General features: G+C 36.6%; 10 protein-coding genes. 3 read left to right on the plus strand and 7 right to left on the minus strand.

The features are described 5' to 3' along the window. Positions 1–18 precede the first annotated feature (18 nt). The 6 genes from WH188_RS07150 to WH188_RS07175 all read right to left on the minus strand — a co-directional run bounded on the left by WH188_RS07150 (position 19) and on the right by WH188_RS07175 (position 10,856). The gene (locus tag WH188_RS07150; RefSeq protein ID WP_132770853.1) at positions 19–1,215 is read right to left on the minus strand and encodes an efflux RND transporter periplasmic adaptor subunit; all 1,197 of its coding nucleotides are present in this window, start codon (positions 1,213–1,215) and stop codon (positions 19–21) included. A 78-nt stretch (positions 1,216–1,293) separates the two neighbouring features. Continuing rightward, complete coding sequence (locus WH188_RS07155; RefSeq protein ID WP_132771065.1) at positions 1,294–1,893, minus strand: TetR/AcrR family transcriptional regulator; 600 nt, start codon at positions 1,891–1,893, stop codon at positions 1,294–1,296. 294 nt (positions 1,894–2,187) lie between these two features. After that, positions 2,188–3,732: a SusD/RagB family nutrient-binding outer membrane lipoprotein gene (locus WH188_RS07160; RefSeq protein WP_339423635.1), complete on the minus strand. Its 1,545-nt coding sequence runs from the start codon at positions 3,730–3,732 to the stop codon at positions 2,188–2,190. A gap of 4 nt (positions 3,733–3,736) precedes the next feature. Then, positions 3,737–6,919: a SusC/RagA family TonB-linked outer membrane protein gene (locus WH188_RS07165; protein WP_132770851.1), complete on the minus strand. Its 3,183-nt coding sequence runs from the start codon at positions 6,917–6,919 to the stop codon at positions 3,737–3,739. A 351-nt stretch (positions 6,920–7,270) separates the two neighbouring features. After that, positions 7,271–9,439 (minus strand): S9 family peptidase, encoded by a 2,169-nt coding sequence (locus tag WH188_RS07170; protein WP_339423636.1) that lies wholly within the window; start codon positions 9,437–9,439, stop codon positions 7,271–7,273. A gap of 22 nt (positions 9,440–9,461) precedes the next feature. Further along, a complete protein-coding gene (locus WH188_RS07175; RefSeq protein ID WP_339423637.1) occupies positions 9,462–10,856 on the minus strand; it encodes an aminopeptidase P family protein in 1,395 nt (464 codons plus the stop codon). Positions 10,857–11,076: 220 nt separating this feature from the next. Here WH188_RS07175 and WH188_RS07180 point away from each other — a divergent pair, with 220 nt between their 5' ends. Genes WH188_RS07180 through WH188_RS07190 form a run of 3 tightly spaced genes read left to right on the plus strand, consistent with a single transcriptional unit; the run spans position 11,077 to position 18,285 of the window. Then, a complete protein-coding gene (locus WH188_RS07180) occupies positions 11,077–14,304 on the plus strand; it encodes a SusC/RagA family TonB-linked outer membrane protein (RefSeq protein WP_339423638.1) in 3,228 nt (1,075 codons plus the stop codon). Between the two features lie 13 nt (positions 14,305–14,317). Further along, positions 14,318–15,817 (plus strand): SusD/RagB family nutrient-binding outer membrane lipoprotein, encoded by a 1,500-nt coding sequence (locus tag WH188_RS07185; protein WP_132770848.1) that lies wholly within the window; start codon positions 14,318–14,320, stop codon positions 15,815–15,817. Continuing rightward, a complete protein-coding gene (locus tag WH188_RS07190) occupies positions 15,817–18,285 on the plus strand; it encodes a phosphocholine-specific phospholipase C (RefSeq protein WP_206368417.1) in 2,469 nt (822 codons plus the stop codon). The genes WH188_RS07185 and WH188_RS07190 overlap by 1 nt, the downstream gene beginning before the upstream one ends. 105 nt (positions 18,286–18,390) lie before the next feature. Here WH188_RS07190 and WH188_RS07195 read toward each other — a convergent pair whose 3' ends face one another. Then, positions 18,391–19,536 (minus strand): calcium:proton antiporter, encoded by a 1,146-nt coding sequence (locus WH188_RS07195; RefSeq protein ID WP_132770847.1) that lies wholly within the window; start codon positions 19,534–19,536, stop codon positions 18,391–18,393. Between the last annotated feature and the right edge of the window lie 119 nt (positions 19,537–19,655).

The following is a 19,655-nucleotide window of genomic DNA, read 5'->3' on the forward strand; positions in this document are numbered from 1 at the left end:
TGTTTATCGTATTATGTTTTAGTTGATGCTGTCTTTAGGTAGTGCTTGTGGGGTGATCACTTGACCATCTTGAAGCAAATCAATTCCCTTATATACGATACGGTCTCCTTCTTTAAGGCCGTTACTAACGAGGTAATTGGATCCGCTTTTGCCGATGACTGTGATAGGCTGTTGCACTACTTTGTTTTCTTTGTTAACAGTATAAACGAAAATTTTATCCTGCATCTCGAGGGTTGCCATTTGTGGTACCAATAGCGTATTGTCATATTTTTTCTGCAATCGTACACGTCCCGTATTTCCATTTCTTAAAACACCTTCGGGATTCTTGAAAGTAGCACGTAAAGTAATGGCTCCGGTGTTTTTGTCAAATTGACCGTCCACCATATCGATCTTACCAGTTTGATCATATATACTTTGATCAGATAGCACTAAGTTAATCGGAGGAAGATTGTTTAATTTTTGTTGTAAATTGCTTCCTGCTGTGTTGTTTTTGAATGCAATGAAATCATTCTCGCCTAGAGAAAAATATACATGTAGATCCTGTACATCAGACAGAGCCGTTAATGGTTGTGCATCAGATGGGCTAACCAAACTTCCTTGCTTTTTTTGCAATCTTCCGATAAAGCCATCAGATGTGGCACGGATCAACGTATATCCAACATTTATTTTAGCGGATTCAATTGCTGAAATCGCAAGTTGAACATTTGCTTCTGCTGCATTTCGGGCGCTGATTGCTGTTTTGAGTTGGAAATCTGTCAATACCTTATTATTGACTAACCGTGTCTTTTTCTCTACTTCTAAAGACGCATTTTCTAATGCTGCACGGGCAGATAGTAAATTAGCTTTCGCTTGATTAAGTTGCTCTTGATAAGGACGATCATTAATTTTGAAGAGTGCCTGACCTTTCTTAACTTTTGCTCCTTCATCGACAAAAATACGGTCCAAAATACCTTCTACCTGAGGTCTGATTTCAATGTTGGCCGATGCTTCGATGCTAGCAGGATATTCCTGATAGACTGTTTCCTCACCGTTTGATATGGTCATTACCGGTAAGTTAGCAGGGGGAGGAGGTGCTGGTTTGCTTGTTCCTGTGGTACAGCTGTACAGGAAAATTGCAGGTAAAAAATAAAGCGCCTTTACTACATTAAGTTGTTTAACACTGTTAAGTGATAAGACGTAAATTCTCTTAAAATCCAGTAATAGATGTGTTTTCATGTTATATTAAAAAATTGAGGTATGGTATATTTAACGCTGTTAAATCCTTTAACGTTGTATTATTTAAGGTAAAAAAAACTAATCAGTAAGCGAACGTGTAATTCCGTAAATCGCGTCTTTTAAAACTTGTTGGTTGGTAATATCTCCATTACCTTGATTCACCAGATTGATCGATATTAATCCATGTATAATAGACCAGTATGTAAAGTACTTTCTGCAGATCAGTTCTTCCGAAGGATTTTTTTCTTTCATAATTTCTCGGATAACGTCACTGATCATCTTCCCGTGTGATTCAGCACATTTATATGTTTTTTCAAAACCACAGCAGGCAGTTCCGACACCAAACATTAATTGATAAAGTTCACGTTCCTCGAAGGCAAAATCCCAATAGCTAAACCACATAGTTTCCAATTGTTTTTCCAGATTTGTTTCTGTAGATTTTGCTTCTTTTACTTTTTGGGCAAGGAGCCTGTAACCTTGGTTAGCAAGTTCTGTTAAGATAGCATCTTTGTTTGCAAAATATTCATAAATCATGGGTGCCGTATATTCGATGATATCGGCGATCTTACGCATGCTCAATGCTTGCCATCCCTCTTCTTTTACAATCTGAAGAGAGGCGTCAAGAATATTGCTTCTATTTTCGTCTTTAAGACGTTGTATGCGATCTTTACTAGCCATGCCTGATAAGCATAAATGATTTAACAGTGTTAAGACAAAATTCTGATTTTTACTTTTTATTTGTGACATATCAAAGTCATTAAATAAAAAAGAGTAATAAACCATTGTTCATTTAAGATAAACCTGCTTTTGTTATCATTTTTATTGATTTTATGAGAAAGATCATATAAACTAGTGAAAAATATATTTTTTAAAATTCATAGATCTGATAGATAGATGTTTAGAAAATATGCTTAAATAAAACAAAGCCATACCTTTTCAGATTGGCTTTGTTTTAAGAAAATTAGGAATCACTTATTTGTTCCACCATAATTTCTTCGTAATCACATCATCGCCCTGTTGTGCAAGCGAAGCCTGATAGTTGACTTTATTGGTGCTTTGCTCTTTAGTCGGGTAAACCAAACGACTAGGGATAGCATCTCCGATTTCAGGAGTGAAGGTATAAGTTACTGTTTTTCCATCTATGGTGCCACTCCATACTACATCTCCCTTTTTAATTAAGTATAACGGATAACCGGTACGTCTTACTTCTGACCAAGATTCAATGCTTTGATTGAATAGAGCCAAGTATTTTTGCGATAGTACACGCTCTTTATTGGCTGCAGGAAGCTTATCTAAATAAGCTGTAATGTCTGTTGTTGTTACCCCCCATTTTTCTAGGGATGCACGTGTGCCATTTACATATTGGGTTTGATCCCAATTGCTATTTTCAGATAACAGGAAAGCTACTTCTGCATATTCTAATAGTACTTCTCCATAGTCTGCAGCATTGATTACCGTGCCTGGTAGAGAAACTTTGTCGGCTGGGAATAAGTTGCCGGCAGCTAAAGGTAAGCCGTAGGGTTGTCCAAAATACGTATTTGTTGCAGTTGTTGGTCTTGCATATTTATCAAGTCTAGGATCTGCAGCTGTAAATGGTCCTCTTTTTCCTTGTAGCGCCTCAACAATGACATTGGAAATTGCAAAATCTCTACGGTTTGATGTTGTAGCACGAAATAAAGGTGCTTCGTTTGGTGAAGTCTTAGAGTATTTAAATACGGCATTGTCACTGTTAGCGGTGAAAATGCCTTTGTTTATCGCGTCAGCAATATGAGTTTGTGCAAGATTGGCATCCTTTGTTTTGATCCGCGTTGCTAAGCGTAAACGTAGCGAATTGGCAAACTTCGCCCACTTTGCATTATCACCTTGATAAATGACATCGGATGCACCAAATGTTTTTTCACCTTTATATTTGATCAAAGTATCAGCTGCTTGCTTCAATTCATTCAGGATATCTTTATAGATTTTTTCTTGACTGGCATATTTAGGCGCCAAGTTATCTGGATCTTGCTGTAGGGCTTCAAAATCGGGATCTGCATTGCCATAGGATTGATATGGAATATTACCAAATACATCGGTCAATGAATGGAAAGCATACGACTTTAAAATACGTGCAATCGCAATTTGATTGACATTGCTGCCTGCCGTTCCTGCCGAAGCGATTGCTTTGGTGTTGGCAGCTGTATTTAATTTAATAATATCATTCAGATTATTAAGAGCCTTATATGTCGCTGTCCAATAATTGTCCGAATAACCGGTTGGTATCTGATAACGTGATTGATCGGTATAAATATTTTGTGCAAAGTATTGCGAAAATAATTGTGCCCCTCTTAAACTGATATCTTCGCTGCGTAGCGCATTCACTAATTGTTTTTCGGCCGTCACTAGTAATGTCGGTGTTGTTACAAAAGTGGGACGATTGGGATCGGTATTGATCTCTGCAAATTTAGACTTCGAACATGAAGATGCAACAATTGAAATACCGATTACTGAAGTATATAATATATTAATTATTTTCATTTTTTTAGAATTTAAGATTCAAATTGAAACCATAAGTGACAGGCAAAGGAATATTTCCTCCTTCAATGCCTTGGACATTACCGCCACTGGAAGTAAACTCGGGATCAATGTATTTACTTTTGGTATAAATATTCCAAAGATTACGGCCATAGACATTTACACCAATATTTTTAATGACTTTGGTATTGGTCAATTTGAAATTATAACCTAAGGTAACTTCTCTTAATTTAACAAATGTAGCGTCAAAAATTGAAAATGTAGTCGGACCATTGTATTCATTACGTGCCCATTGTTGAGCAGTGATATTAGTTGTGTTTTGTTGAATATTAGTTACATCGTATGTCCCATCGCTATTAAATGCAACGTCACCTTTAACTCCATCAAGTACAATTCCTGTTTCACGTATATTATTGGCGGCTGTTTTATCCAGAATACCGGAATACATACCTACCTTATAGGTTTGTGAGAAGAATTTACCTCCAACACGACCGGATACTAGAAATCCTAAATTGAAGTTTTTGTAATGAAAGCTATTTTGAAAACCAAAAGTAAAGTCAGGAAGAATTGATCCTAATGGTACTAATTGTGAGGTCTTCATGTAGGTGCCATCTGCTTGAATGACACGTTGTCCATCGGAAGCATAAACAAAATCATTACCCAAAAATTGACCGTAAGATTGTCCCTCTCTTGCCACTAATTGGACTAAGGAATTGCTTAAATTTAGCGTATTGACTTGGTCGTCTAGTTTAACAACTTTGTTTTTATTTTTTGCCCAGTTTATTGTTGCATCCCAACTAAAGTTTTCTGTTTTGATCGGAGTACCATTAAGAACAATTTCGATACCTTTATTATTCATCTTACCTGCATTAAGCCATTTGGCTTCATATCCAAAAGACGAAGATACTGGAACTGGGAAAATTTGATTTCTTGTCGTGTTGTTGTAATACGTAACGTCCAAACCTAGACGGTTTTTGAATAACTGAAAGTTGATACCCGTTTCCCATGATCCTGTCCGTTCAGGAACAAGTTGATCGTTTGGTTTTATTGCTGGTGCTGTATAAGAAGGGGAACCTTCAAAAGATTGTTCTGCCTCATACAATTTTGCAAGTTGATATGGTTCCGTATCATTACCTACATCCGACCAACCCAATCGAACTTTACCAAAACTTAACCATGGCAAATTTTTAAATGGTTCTAGATTACTAAAAACAAAACTTCCCGCTAAAGATGGATAAATATAGGACCAATTTGAAGAAGGAAGCGTTGAGGACCAGTCATTACGAATTGTAGCATCTAAATAAAATAAATCATTATATCCAAAAGAGGCACTTCCAAAAACTGAAGCGATGCGTTTGTGATATTTGAAATTATCTATTTTAACAGAATTTGCATTTTTTAAATTATAGTAATTAGGTAGAATTAATCCTCCTTGGGTTATAGCATAGTTATTTTGCCAGCTTTTGTCTCGGATATTTCCACCAGCAAATGCCACAAGTGAAAATTTATCCCAGTTCTTTTTAGCAGTCGCTATAAACTCATAATTATACTCATTGAGTTTATTGTTTGTTTCTTCATATTGCGATGTGCTTCGCGAGTATACGGCAATACGGTCCTGTGCTTGCAATGAATAGATATCACCATGTACCTTTGCTCCCACGGTTAACCAGCTATTCACATTGTATTCAGCTCCGATATTTCCATAGAAACGATCTCTACTGTCTTCCATGTAAGATTCATATGCTGACCAGTACGGATTGTCGATAAAACGAGTTGCTTCAGCAGCAGGTGTATTTTGCCAGCCTGTACGGTTCCAAGCTAATGGTGTTCCATCTGCACGTTTGTAGTTTTCAAGTATTTTATAGTCGACTTGTACTGCACCCCACTGGAAAGCTTCAAGAATAATATTTCTATTGGAAGCACCAGTCCATGGGCGGCCTATAGAAGAGTTACGGATGTAATTAAAATTGGAGGTTATTTTGACTTTTCCCAATTGTGTGCCACCAGAAAAATTAAATGCATTTCGTGTCAAACTTGAATTCGGGGTGGTACCCTCTACATTTTTATTGGTGTATGAAAAGCGGTAATTGGTGCTACCACTGTTACCTGCAATGGCAAAATTGTTGGTATTAGCTATTCCAGTTCTGAAAAAATAGCTAACATCATTTTTTGGATAAAGCCAAGGTGTTGGATTCAGATAATTCGCTTCATCTTCAGGGTTGAGGTTATACCATTGTAACACCGGTGTTCCATCAAGTTTTGGACCCCAGCTTTCATCGGAAGCATAATCGACAATCTTATAATCTTTTCCATTGATTTTCTGAGTTTGAAAATTGGTCGAATAACCCTGGCCGTAAAGATGTTGTCTTTTGGGCAATCTGGTAATATTCTCAAAGTCAATACCAGTATTAAGAGATATTTCGACCTTTTCACCCTTTGATGCACGTTTTGTGGTGATCATAATAACACCGTTTGCTGCTCTCGATCCATATAGTGCTGCTGCTGTCGCCCCTTTTAATACAGAGATATTTTCAATATCATCTGGATTAAGATCCTGAATCATGTTACCTATATCTTTTCCCGCGCTACCATTGATTGTAGAACTTGAATTAAAGTCTGTATTGTCAATAGGCGTACCATCAACTACGTAGAGAGGCTGGTTATTGTTTGAGATTGAATTGATGCCGCGGAGCAAGACGGAGGATGAACCGCCCATATTTCCACCTGAAGTTGTAACTTGAAGACCAGCAACCTTTCCTGATAATGCACTTAACGCATTGGTAGGGCGAGTTTGTAACTCAGTTCCTTTTACTTCTTGTACAGCATATCCCAAAGATCTTTTCTCTCTTGATATACCTAATGCAGTTACAACAACTTCGTTAAGCTGTGAACTAGTAGGTGATAACTGTATCGTATTTAAGCCTGAAATATTTGCTTGAATCGTTTTAGTTTCAAATCCAATGTATTGTATTTGTAGTGTAACCGTATTTTCGTTTGACGGAAATTCAAATAAACCATTTACATCTGTTTGAACCTGCTTTTTACTTGAAATATCAGTAATAGTAGCGCCTTGAATGGCTGTATTGCGCTCGTCAACTACTTTTCCTTTTATGGTAGATTGTGCATATAGTGCGCTTGAACTGAGGCAAAGCGCTGCTGCTACGACAAAATTTGTTGTATGTTTTATCATGTTAATAAGATGTAATATATGAAGTTAGGGAGTCTTTTGTTATAGGAGATAGTTGTGTATCATTAAGCTAAAGTACCTCCTAGAAGCATTCGTTTTATGTACATACAGGTACTGTGTTTTTTCATTATTTATTGTTAATGATGCAAATATATAAAATCCACCTGATAAGTAGTCTTTGTTTTTGTGCTTTTTGTTAAAAAAATGTTAAAATGTATTCCCACTACGTTTAAATGCGCCTTTGTAAATTGGTTGGATTCAAATATGTAATCTTATTCATGCTTGTTAACGATTTATAAAAAAAGTCGATATCTTAAGATATCGACTTTTTCTTATGTTAAAGTTATTTGATTTTTATCTTGCACCTGGAGGACAATGCTGTTTTAAATAATTTGTAAACAGAGTTTTCAAATGTTGAGAAGTTCCTTCTCCTTCATTGATGGAATGACTTCGATTTGGATAAGACATGAACTGAAATTGCACATTGTTTTTAACGAGTTCATTGATGAGAACTTCTGCATTTTGGTAATGTACATTATCATCTCCAGTGCCATGAATGTACAAAAGATTACCTTTGATATTTTTGGCATATTTTAGTGGTGAACCGTTCTGGAAATCTTCTAAATTTTCCTGTGGTAAACCCATATATCTTTCTTGATAAACATTATCATACAATAATTGATCGGCAACAGCAGCAATAGCTATCCCTGTCTTATAGATTTCGGGATATTGTCCCAATAGATTTAAAGTACTGGAACCTCCACCGCTCCAGCCCCATACTGCGATCCGCGAACTATCTACAAAAGACCATTTAAGTATTTCTTTTGCTCCCAATGCCTGATCTCTGATATTGAGCTGTCCGATTTTTCGGTAGATACTTTTACGCCATTCTGTACCTTTGGGGGCAGGTGCACCTCTATTTTCCAGTGAAATGTAGATGTAACCGTCTTTAGACATATTGCCACTATATAAGCTGTTCATACCAGCTCTAAAATTGTCCAATACAGTTTGTGAAGCAGGTTCGCCGTACACCATGAAAACTACGGGATACTTCTTCTTGGGATTGAAATCCGAAGGTTTGACCATCCAGCCATCTAAACTAACACCATCTGCTGTAGTTACTTTGAAAAATTCAGTTATCCCATCTTCAGGTTTTTTACTTATTGTACCTCTAAAATCGATTAAAGTTTTGTGGGTAGGTAATTCAATTAAAGCATTGCTCTTGGCTGTTTTGTTGTTACTAAAATTGAAGATCGCGATTTGCCCATTTTTGGCAATATCATATTCACAAGTTCCTGAAAATGATCCCGGTGTAAGTCTTTTTGGAGCTCCACCTTTGGTTGATACCGAATAAAGATATTTTTGTGTTGCATTATTTGGTGAAGCACTGAAATAAATCATTTCTCTTTTTGCATCGAACAATTCAATATCGATGACATCATAGTCTGCATGCGTGATTAATTTCTCATTGCCTTGAAGATCGATTTGATAGATCTTACGCCAACCGTCTTTTTCTGAAACCCAAATGAAAGCTTTGCCATTTTGAATCCAGTCCCATCCGGTTGGATCGTTATTGTTCCAACGTGATTTAATATCTATCCATGAATCATTTTTTTCACTATGGATATTTTTAGCGTTATTAGTAGCAACATCTATTAAATAAATTTTACTTTCATTTTGCTTTCTATTAAGTTGCTGTAAGATGACTTGTTTGCTGTCTAGACTCCACTCCATCCTTGGAATATAGTGCTGAATAGCATCTCCAGGAACTTGTATCTGTGTCGTCGCATCTGTAGCTAATTGGTAAGTCCAAATGGTGCATGCGCTAGGTACTTGACCCACTTTTGGATATTCAATAGGTATTGTATAAGAGTAGATACTATCGGTATTATTGATCATTAAGAAATTACGAATAGCGCGTGCGTCGAGTTTCCAGTAGGCAATAGCATTTCCATCTGGAGACCACCTAAAACCATCTTTGCATCCAAATTCTTCTTCATAGACCCAATCAAATGTTCCGTTGATAATACGATCAGTACCATCTGTGGTGATCTGTTTTATTGTTCCTGTTGCAAGATCTTCAACATAAATATTATGATTGGATTTAACCACATATGCTACTTTGGTACCTTGTGGATTAAATTTAGCAAACATCAGTTGAGACGCAGGAAAAGATGCGCCCAGTTGAGTCAACTGGTTTGTTTTCTTGTCAAAGACCCAATAGTCACCTCTCGTTTCCTCACGCCAGACTCTTTTACTATTGGTGTACAATAAAATACGTTCTTTATTATTCGAAATGGAAAAATGACTTATCTCTAATGCATTGGTTTTACCTGCAGGTACAAGCAATTTATTTGCTAGAAATAGCGTGCGTTGAGCACTTTTGGGATTGATGAGTTCAATACCCTTTTCAGAGAATTCATAATATTGTCCATCATCTTCTGCCCAAAATCGCTGTGCCAATAGCAAATTTGGAAAGTAGCATACTATTAGTAATAGTATTATAATACGTATATGTTTCATGTATATTTTTACTTAGGTGCTTTTAATCTGTTCCTTGATCTTTGAGATCATAGATCTCATTGAGTTCACGTTCGAGATATTTTCCTAGACGATGATATCCAGAATCTTTAATAACATAGTCATCTTCGATTCGTATACCTCCAAAGTCAAGGTGCTTATTGAGCAGATCATAATTAATAAATTCGTGATGCAAATTTTGCTGTGCCCACATTTGAGTGAGTTCAGGTATGATATAGATACCGGGTTCTACTGTCACTACGTTACCTGCCTCTAATTTTTTTCCTAATCGTAAGGATTTTATACCGAAGGTTTTGGTGTCTTTTGGCTCGTCTGCGGTGTATCCCACATATTGTTCGCCAAGATCTTCCATATCGTGTACATCTAGTCCTAGCATATGACCCAAACCACATTGGAAGAATAAAGCATGAGCATGTGCCGCAACAGCATCTTGCGCGTTTCCTTTCATGAAACCAATTTGGATTAATCCTTCAGCAAGTGCTTCGCAGGCTTTTAAATGGATGTTTTTAAAAGCAACTCCCGGCTTTAATGCTGCTTCAGCAGTTTTAAATGCATTTAAAACAACAGCGTATAATTCTTCTTGTAGTGGGTTAAATCGTTTGCCTACAGGAAATGAACGTGTTAAATCTGACGCATATCCTAGCGCAGTTTCAACACCAGAATCATTAAGCAATATATCACCAGCTTTTATTTTATGATATTGTATATGATTGTGTAATATCTCTCCATGTTTGGTCACAATGGGAGGGTATGAAAATGACATTTGTCTATTTTGTGCAAGATGTTGAATAGCATTACTGATTTCATACTCATGCATACCCGGCCTTGTCATTTTGATTGCTAGACGATGCATATCCACAGCTACGTCCACCGCTTTTTCTAATTCTACGATCTCTTCTGTTGCTTTTATATTGCGTTGTGTTACGACGGCTTGGATCATTTCGACAGATGGTTTGATCTGGTCAATGGATAAGCCTAATACATGTTGAAGTAATAACTTGTTGTGCGCTTGATAAGGAGGTAGGTAGTGTACCTGATTACTATTTTTAAGCACTTTTTCCAAATACGGCTGGAGTTCATGAAAAGGTCGAACTGCTGCGATTCCTACCCATTGCGCTTTTTCTCTTAAAGTCTGTTGTTGACCCATCCATACAATATCATCAATGGTCATTTCATCACCAAATAAAAGAGTTTCTCCGGCATCGATATCGACAACAGCCGCTAATTTCGGACTCTTGATCCCGAAATAATACAAAAAACTACTGTCTTGACGGAAAGGATAGGTATTGTGTTCAAAATTGATAGGATTTTCAATGTTTCCTAAAAAAAGGAGAACACCTGATGAAAATTTAGAGCTTAGTTCTCTTCTTCTGTGGACGTATATTTCTTTTTCAAACATGATGGAATGCTTTTTAATAAAGTATAAATTTATGAAAATAGACTTGAACAAAAACATGTAAGACACCTATTTTTCTGATTGTGCTATTTTACGGTTGTTAAATGTTAAAAATCGGTTGGTATGTTAACCTATCGTTGCTTTAATTTTATCCTTTTAAACTTAATACTGCTTTCATTTTTCTTTAATATGTAGATCATTACTTTGCGCCAAATCGCTTAGCATGATGAAACCATACTCATTAAAATTATTTAAGAAAAGTACCCAAATGACACTCTGTGTAGCACTTCTATATGCTATGCAGACAGAAGTGGTTTGGGCAAACAAAATTGCTTCTGTTTCACCTGTTGGAACAGCAATAGGTCAAGAACTCATTAAAGGAGTAATTCGTGATCAGCAAGGTAATCCTGTAGACGGGGGAACCATCATAAACGAAGCCAATAAACAAAGTACAAGAACAGAATTTAATGGGAATTTTTCTATTAAGGGAAAAGTTGGAGATCGACTTCGAATTTCTTCGTTGGGGTATAAGCCCCAATTTGTAGAGATCAGAAACGCTACTCTAGAGATAATCTTGGAAAAAGATGCATCAAAATTAGATGAAGTAGTTGTAACAGCTATTGGTATCAAGCAACAGAAAAAACAAATTGGATATGCAACACAAGAGGTGAAGGTCGATGTCTTAAAAGAGTCGAAAACCATGAACATAGGGACAGCGCTAACAGGGCAGGTATCAGGTTTGATTGTAAATAACCCTACGGGGATCTTCCAAGCACCCTCTTTTCAATTGCGTGGAAAACCCCCATTGATCGTGGTTGATGGTATTCCTGTGGAAACAGATTTTTTTGATATACCAAGTCAAAGTATTGAGAACATCAATGTGTTGAAAGGTACAGCCGCTTCATCACTTTACGGTTTACGAGGTAAGGATGGGGCCATATTAATTACTACAAAAAGTGCTAAAAATGAAGGCTTAGAGTTTTCTTTTGGTACCACCAACATGTTTTCTGCAGGATTTACCGTTTTTCCTGAATCACAAAAGGAATTTGGAAGTGGATCAAATGGGAAATACGAATTTTGGGATGGAGCAGACGGGGGTATTTCTGATGGTGATATGGCTTGGGGTCCAAAGCTAAATGCACGACTTAAAGTACCGCAATGGAATAGTCCGATCCGAGATAAGGTTACAGGTGAAGTGACACCATGGTGGGGCGACGTAAAAGGTACAAAATACGACGATAAATCACGCTATGAAAGAGTACCAACAGATTGGGTGTCACACGATAACTTGGAAGACTTCTTAGGAACAGGATTGATTACAGAAAATAATGCTACGGTATCTTACCGCTCTGAAAAAGTAAGCATATTTGGTTCTGGAAAATATGCCTTTCAAAAAGGGCAGGTGCCGAATACAAAATTGACGACCGGAGGTCTGAATTTAAACACATCTTTTCGTTTTAGACCAGAAGTGCAGTTGGATTTGAATCTTTCTTATAATAAAGTTAAATCACCTAATTATCCTCGCTATAACTATGGTCCCAAAAATCATATGTATACCATTTTATTGTGGATGGGTAATGATGTCAATGGCAAAGAGCTTAACGCACATCACTATATTCCTGGTCAAGAAGGATATCGTCAAGCAAATTATAATTATGCATGGTATAATAATCCTTATTTCGCAGCGTACGAACTTAATCAAGTATATGACCAGGACGTGTTGCAAGGTCAGACAGCATTAACTTGGAAAGTAGCGCCCGATTTTACACTAAAAGGTCGTGCTTCTGCCAGACAAAAAAATGTTTTTCAAGATATGCAAAGCCCTAAGTCTTATATGAACTATGGTGATTCAAGAAATGGAGATTATAAAAACTGGGATAGTAATCAGTTAAATTTTGATGCTGATGTTTTGGCAACTTACAATAAGGAGTTCTCAGATCAATTTGGGCTTACCGTCAATGCGGGTGCTTCAACTTTCAAAAAAACATACCGTCAGTTATATCAAACGACCGATGGATTAGTAGTACCTTTTATATACAGCTTAGGGAATACGCAAGGACCTGTTAAAGCAGAAAGTGCATTTAGTGAAAAAATAGTCAGAAGTGCGTATGCCACTGTAAATTTTAATTTATTTAAATCAACATATCTTAATTTATCAGGACGTAATGACTGGTCATCTACCTTCTCAAAAGAAAACCAATCCTTTTTCTATCCTTCTGTATCACTAAGTTCCGTAGTGTCGGACTACTTTAAACTACCTGAGCAAATTGATTTTATTAAACTATATAGTTCTTGGGCATCAGTTTCATCCGATTTAGATCCGTATAGCATTTTAGCGACTTATAAAAAAGATGTAACTTATGGTTCTACACCTTCAGTGACTTATCCTGCAGGAATTGTGAATCCTAATATCTTACCACAGCAATCTAATTCTTTAGAAATAGGTGCCGCATTTGCATTATTTAAAAATAGATTATCAGCAGATGTAACATATTATGAGGTTATTGATAAAAACCAAATCATTGATTTAAGTATTTCTGCAGCTTCAGCTTTCACATCCCGTAAAGTTAATGCAAACAAGTTTCGCACTAAAGGTTTAGAGATCTCTTTAACCGGTAATATTATAAAACAACAAGAGTTCTCATGGACCTCAACAGTTAATTGGTCGAGAGCAGTAAAGAGACTGGAAGAGATTTATAAAGACCAGGTTAAAATGGGTAACTTAAAAATTGGTGATCGTGCCGATAGCTACTATGCAACAGTCTGGGAGAAATCAGCTGATGGACAATTGGTCCTTAATGCCAATACAGGTATGCCAATTCGTAATCCGTTTCCCCAGTATCTAGGATACTTTCAACCCGATTGGCAATTTGGTTTTGCGAACAGATTTAAGGTTAAAGATTTTACGGTCAATATAGATATCGACGGATCTATTGGAGGGGTTATGAATTCGACTACTATTGAAAAGATGTGGTGGGGAGGAAAACACCCTTCTTCAGTATTGTACAGACAAGAAGAATATGATGCTGGAAAACCTATTTATGTACCTGAAGGTGTTGTTGTAACCGGCGGTGAGCTGACTAGAGATGTTAATGGTAATATTACCTCTGATACACGTACCTATGCTCAAAATAGCAGAGCAGTAGATTGGCAGGCATGGAGTCAAAATTACCCTTATCAAGCTCGTGTCTCAGAAGCCGAAAACAAACTATTTGCCAATGTATTTGATCGTTCATTTGTCAAACTACGTCGAGTATCGATTGGCTATGATGTTAATAAACTATTTAAATTGAAGCATCTGAAAACATTAGACGCGTCTGTATTTGGTTACAACTTAGCTATGTGGAAAAAAGTACCATACCTAGATCCAGATTTTGGAGTGGGGAATGACGGTAATCTGCAAGATCCATCTACACGATATATTGGTTTATCTCTTGATTTTAAATTTTAAACAATTCTATAAGATGAAACTTGTTTTCAAACATATAATACTAGGGTTTGGTCTGCTTACTGTAATAGGATTGCAGTCATGTAAAAAATTGACAGATGTCAATATTAATCCAAATGAAGCATCTACAACACATCCGCAGGCGCTATTGACAAAAGTTGAATGGGATGTCTTTAGGACTTGGCATGGAACTTCGCCTTTATATGCATTAAAAATGATTGTGCAAACAGATGGTGAAAATGCCAACCAAATTTATAACTGGCAACGTGGTAGTTTTGAGCAGTATAGTTTTTTGCGTAATATCACTAAAATGACTGAGGAGGCAGAAAAGATCACTGATAATAATTATCAAGCTTTAGCCAAATTTTTTAGGGCATATTATTTTTATAACTTAACCTTGACTTTTGGCGATATTCCATACGCGGAAGCTGCAAAAGGAGAAAGTTCTGAAATGTTTCTGCCGAAGTATGACACACAAAAAGAAGTTTTTGTTGGAATCTTAAAGGAGTTAGAAGAAGCAAATACTTTATTGAAATCAAATACCAATCCGATTAATGGAGATATTATTTATGGAGGAAATTCTGATAAGTGGCGAAAGCTGATCAATTCATTTCGATTAAAAGTATTACTTACTTTATCCCGTAAAAGTGCAGACTTTCCTATAGATATTAAATCAGAGTTTGCAAAGATTTATAAAGGAGAGACTTTGATCGCTGATGCCACAGGATCAGAGGACGGACAATTAATCTTTTTAAATCAAGAAGGTAATCGATATCCCGAATTTAATTCAAGTGGTTATGGATCGGGTATGTATATGGACTCCACTTTTATTCAACGATTGCAGGATCATAAAGATCCACGTTTATTTGTTTTGGCCACACAAACACGTTTAGGAAAAGAGGCGGGTAAGGCACTTGATGATTTTAGTTCATATGAAGGCGGTGATCCTATTGTACCTTATGCAGAAGTCAATGAAAAAGCTGTAAAAGGGAAACTATCTAAGGTACACGAGCGCTTTTACAAAGATCCAACTGCCGAACCGTTGGTTCTGATAGGCTATTCAGAATTACAATTTATAATAGCGGAGGCAATAGTAAGAGGATGGATTACAGGAAATGAGAAAGATTGTTATGTGAATGGTATTAAGGCATCTTTTAAATTTTATGAGAATTATGCTAAAAATTTAAATACCTACGTTGATGCATCACGTTTAGAAAGTTATTTGTCACAAAAAATGGTTAATTTGGATAACGCAAAAACTTCGGAAGAAAAATTGGAACGTATCCTTATGCAAAAATATTTACGCTCTTTTCATCAAGGAGGCTATACAGCATATTTTGATCATTTAAGAACGGGTTATCCAAGTTTGCTTAAAGCCGATAAAGTAAAAATTGCTTACCGTTGGATGTATCCTCAAGACGAATACAATAATAATACGGTACAAGTCTCTGAAGCAATTAAACGTCAATTTGCAGGCAATGATAATATAAACTTACAGACCTGGTGGTTGAAATAATGGAATCTAGAAGACAATTTATAAAAAAAGCGTCAGCATTAGCTGGCGCTACAGCAGTCGTTAATTGGTTACCTGAATCAATTCAACGCGCATTAGCTATTGAAGCACCGTTGGGATCGACCTATATGGACGCAGAGCATATTGTCTTTTTAATGCAAGAGAATCGCTCATTTGATCATTGCTTTGGTACACTCAAAGGGGTGCGCGGTTTTAATGACCCTCGAGCACTAAAACTACCTAACGGTCTTCCTGTTTGGATACAAGGAAATAAAAAAGGAGAATATTTTGCACCTTTTCATTTAGATATTGTTAATAGTAAATCCACTTGGATGGGTTCTTTGCCACATGGTTGGCGAGATATGGTAGCCGCGCGTAATGATGGCCGGATGGACAATTGGCTGGAAGCAAAAAGTTCAGGTATTAAAGATTATAAAGCTATGCCGCTTACGATGGGCTATTATAATCGGGCAGATTTACCTTTCTATTATGCATTTGCCGATGCTTTTACTGTCTGTGATCAACATTTTTGCTCTTCTCTGACAGGGACAAGTGCTAATCGCTCCTATTTTTGGACAGGAACAGTGCGCGAAAATCCACGTGACCCTGAATCAACCGCCCATGTGGATAATGGCCAAATCAATTACAAAGATGTAAGTTGGAAATCTTATCCAGAACGGTTAGAAGAATCTGGAGTATCTTGGAAGGTATATCAAAACGAACTGAGCATCCCTGTCGGATTTGAAGGTGAGGAAGAAGACTGGTTGGCCAACTTTACAGATAATAATCTGGAATTTCACAAACAATACGGTGTCCGCTATCACCCTGCGCACCGTACCTGGATGGAATGCAAATTGAAACAGCTAGAAAAAGATGTGATCGGTTTAAAAGACTCAGTGGAAGAATCTAAGTTAAAAAAGCAAATTGAAGATCTAAAACAAGATTTACAGCGCTTTTCAAAACAGAATTTCGAAAAGTTATCCGATCTACATCAGGCCATTCATAAAAAAGCTTTTGTAACTAATATTGGTGATCCTGATTATCATCGGGTAGAAAAATTGGTTTACGAAGATAGCCAGGGTAAGCAGGAAGTTGATGTACCTGCTGGAGATGTGTTTTATCAATTTCGTAAAGATGTTAAAGAGAAGAACTTACCTACAGTGTCGTGGTTGGTAGCCCCATGTCGTTTTTCTGACCATCCTGGGTCGCCTTGGTATGGAGCTTGGTATGTTTCAGAAGCATTAGATATTTTGACAAAGGATCCTGAGGTCTGGAAAAAAACAATCTTTATATTGACGTATGATGAAAATGACGGATATTTCGATCATGTTTCGCCATTTGTCCCTCCAATGGAAGGTAATAGAGATTCCGGAAAGACTGCTGTAGGTATCCATACGGCAGATGAATATGTCACTAAAGAACAGGAGCGGAGAAGAACAGGGAAAACCGATTCGGAACTGGAAAGCCCGATAGGACTAGGATTTCGAGTTCCATTAGTGATTGCTTCACCTTGGTCTAAAGGCGGATGGGTAAATTCGGAAGTTTTCGATCATACCTCTTGTTTACAGTTCTTGGAACAATTTCTACTCCAGAAAACAGGAAAAGATATCAAAGAAACAAATATTTCCTCATGGAGAAGATTGGTATGTGGAGATTTAAATTCTGTATTTCGTAAAGTAACAGATACTTCCCTTAATTCTTTAGTTCCTGTTAATCGGGATCAGTATGTAGAGCGTATTTATAGTGCACGTGCAAAGAAATTACCAACAGAATTTGTACAGATCGCACCTTCAGAATTGGATCAAATTCGTAAAAAAGGTTTACCAACTTCAATAAAAGCTATACAGGAGAAAGGTATCAAACCAGCATGTGCACTGCCATATGCATTGGAAGTCAATGCAGAGTTGGAACATAATAGTTTTGAAATTACTTTTGAAACTAAAGTTCCTGTTAAATCGAAGAAAAAAATTGGAGTTCCTTTTCAGGTTAGATCCCAAATGGCTTATGGAAAAGTAGGTGCAGGTCAGGTTTGGAATTTTGCGGTTAAAGAAAATGAACCTTTGAGGTATGCTTGGCATATGGATCAATTAAAGGGAGATAGTATCGAAATGGAGCTACATGGTCCTAACGGCTTTTTCAGAATGTTCAAGTTGCATAAAGAAAAGCCACATGCCATCATCGTTAAACAATATCACAAAAAAAACACCATAGCATTGGAACTGAAAAAGATTAATAAAGGACACAGTTATTTGATTAAAGATCGGAATTATGGTTGCTTTGAGCCTTTTTCGCTAGATCAATCTTTTTCAGGTACCAAAATACTTGACCTCAGCAAAAGCCATGGATGGTATGATCTTGAGGTAACTTGTAAAGAAGATCCAGAATTTTGTTTTGTATTTGCTGGACATATTGAAAATGGGATGCCAAGTAAGACTGATCCTTTAATGGGAGATGTAATTAATCATTCTTAGGTCGACCAATATATAATGTAGATCGTTGTTTTTTTAAGGTTCATAAAAAAAGCGCACTACATAGGTGCGCTTTTTTATCTGGCGATAAGATGACGAAATTCAAACTTATGGATTAAATACCAGCATCATGTACAGAGCAAATAGAGCCAAATGAATAATACCTAAAATAGGAGTAGTCCTTTTCCCTAAAAAGCTGATCAAGCTTAGTAAGAGGGTCATTGTAAATAAAACAGTCTCTGTACCAGTTAATCCAAATAGAACTAATTTTCCTTTTAGTAATCCTACTAGCAGTACAGCGGGAACCGTTAAACCTACAGTCGAGACAAAAGCGCCGTGACATAAGTTGATACTTCTTTGAAATTCGTTATTACGAGCTGCTTTAACCGCTGTAATAGACTCCGGGGTAAATACAATGATAGCAATAAGAATACCACCCAATGCTATTGGAAGTTTTGCGGTAGCAATACCATAATCAACCACCACTGCCATTTGATGTGATAGCAATACTATTGGTAGAATCATTAAAATAAGAAGGGCTGAACGAATCCATATTTCCTTTTTATCCTGAGATTTTGGGGCATCTTTATTAACAGAATTTTGTATCTGGCTAGGATATTGAATCTCAAGATTTCCTTTTGCCGGTTGTATGTATAAGTGACTATATCCTTTTAATTGATAGTAAAGAAATGCGATGTATACAAGTATAATTAAAGTTGAAATGAATATCGCTTGTAAAGTCGTAAATGCGCCATTGCCTGCTCCTTGAATAAAATTAGGAAGTAATAATGAAGTTGCTCCAAGTATTACAATCATTGAAAAATAAGACAGTGTTCCCTGAGCATTATATTCTTGTTCTTTATATTTGGCACTTCCAAGTAAAATGCAAAGTCCTACCACAAGATTCATGATAATCATCATGACAGAAAAGATTGAATCCTTTCCGATTGTTGGAGATTCTGCAGGACCAAGCATAACAGCAGCAATCAAAACCACTTCGATCGTAACGATTGAAAGTGTAAGGATAAGTGTTCCAAAAGGTTCACCTAACTTATGTGCAAGCTCGTCCGCTTCTTTTACAACACCGAATGAAGCGGTTAAAATTGTAGCCAAAAGAATAATAAATATGGTGATTGCCGATACAGGAGAAAATGTTGTTTTAAAAATCTGTTGGTCAAATACCATTAAACCGATGACAATAATCCAGATGGTCATTAATCGGATTATTGTCTTTGTACTCAGTATTGTTTTCATATTGTTTCCGTATATAAATTGCTGATACAAATATCTTTACTAAAAGTGGTATTAATTTTAACATTTGATAAAAACTATATGTAACGTAATTTTTTTGTTTTAGTGATAGATGCACGATT

Source organism: Sphingobacterium sp. MYb388 (assembly GCF_037479535.1).
Classification (GTDB): domain Bacteria; phylum Bacteroidota; class Bacteroidia; order Sphingobacteriales; family Sphingobacteriaceae; genus Sphingobacterium; species Sphingobacterium anhuiense.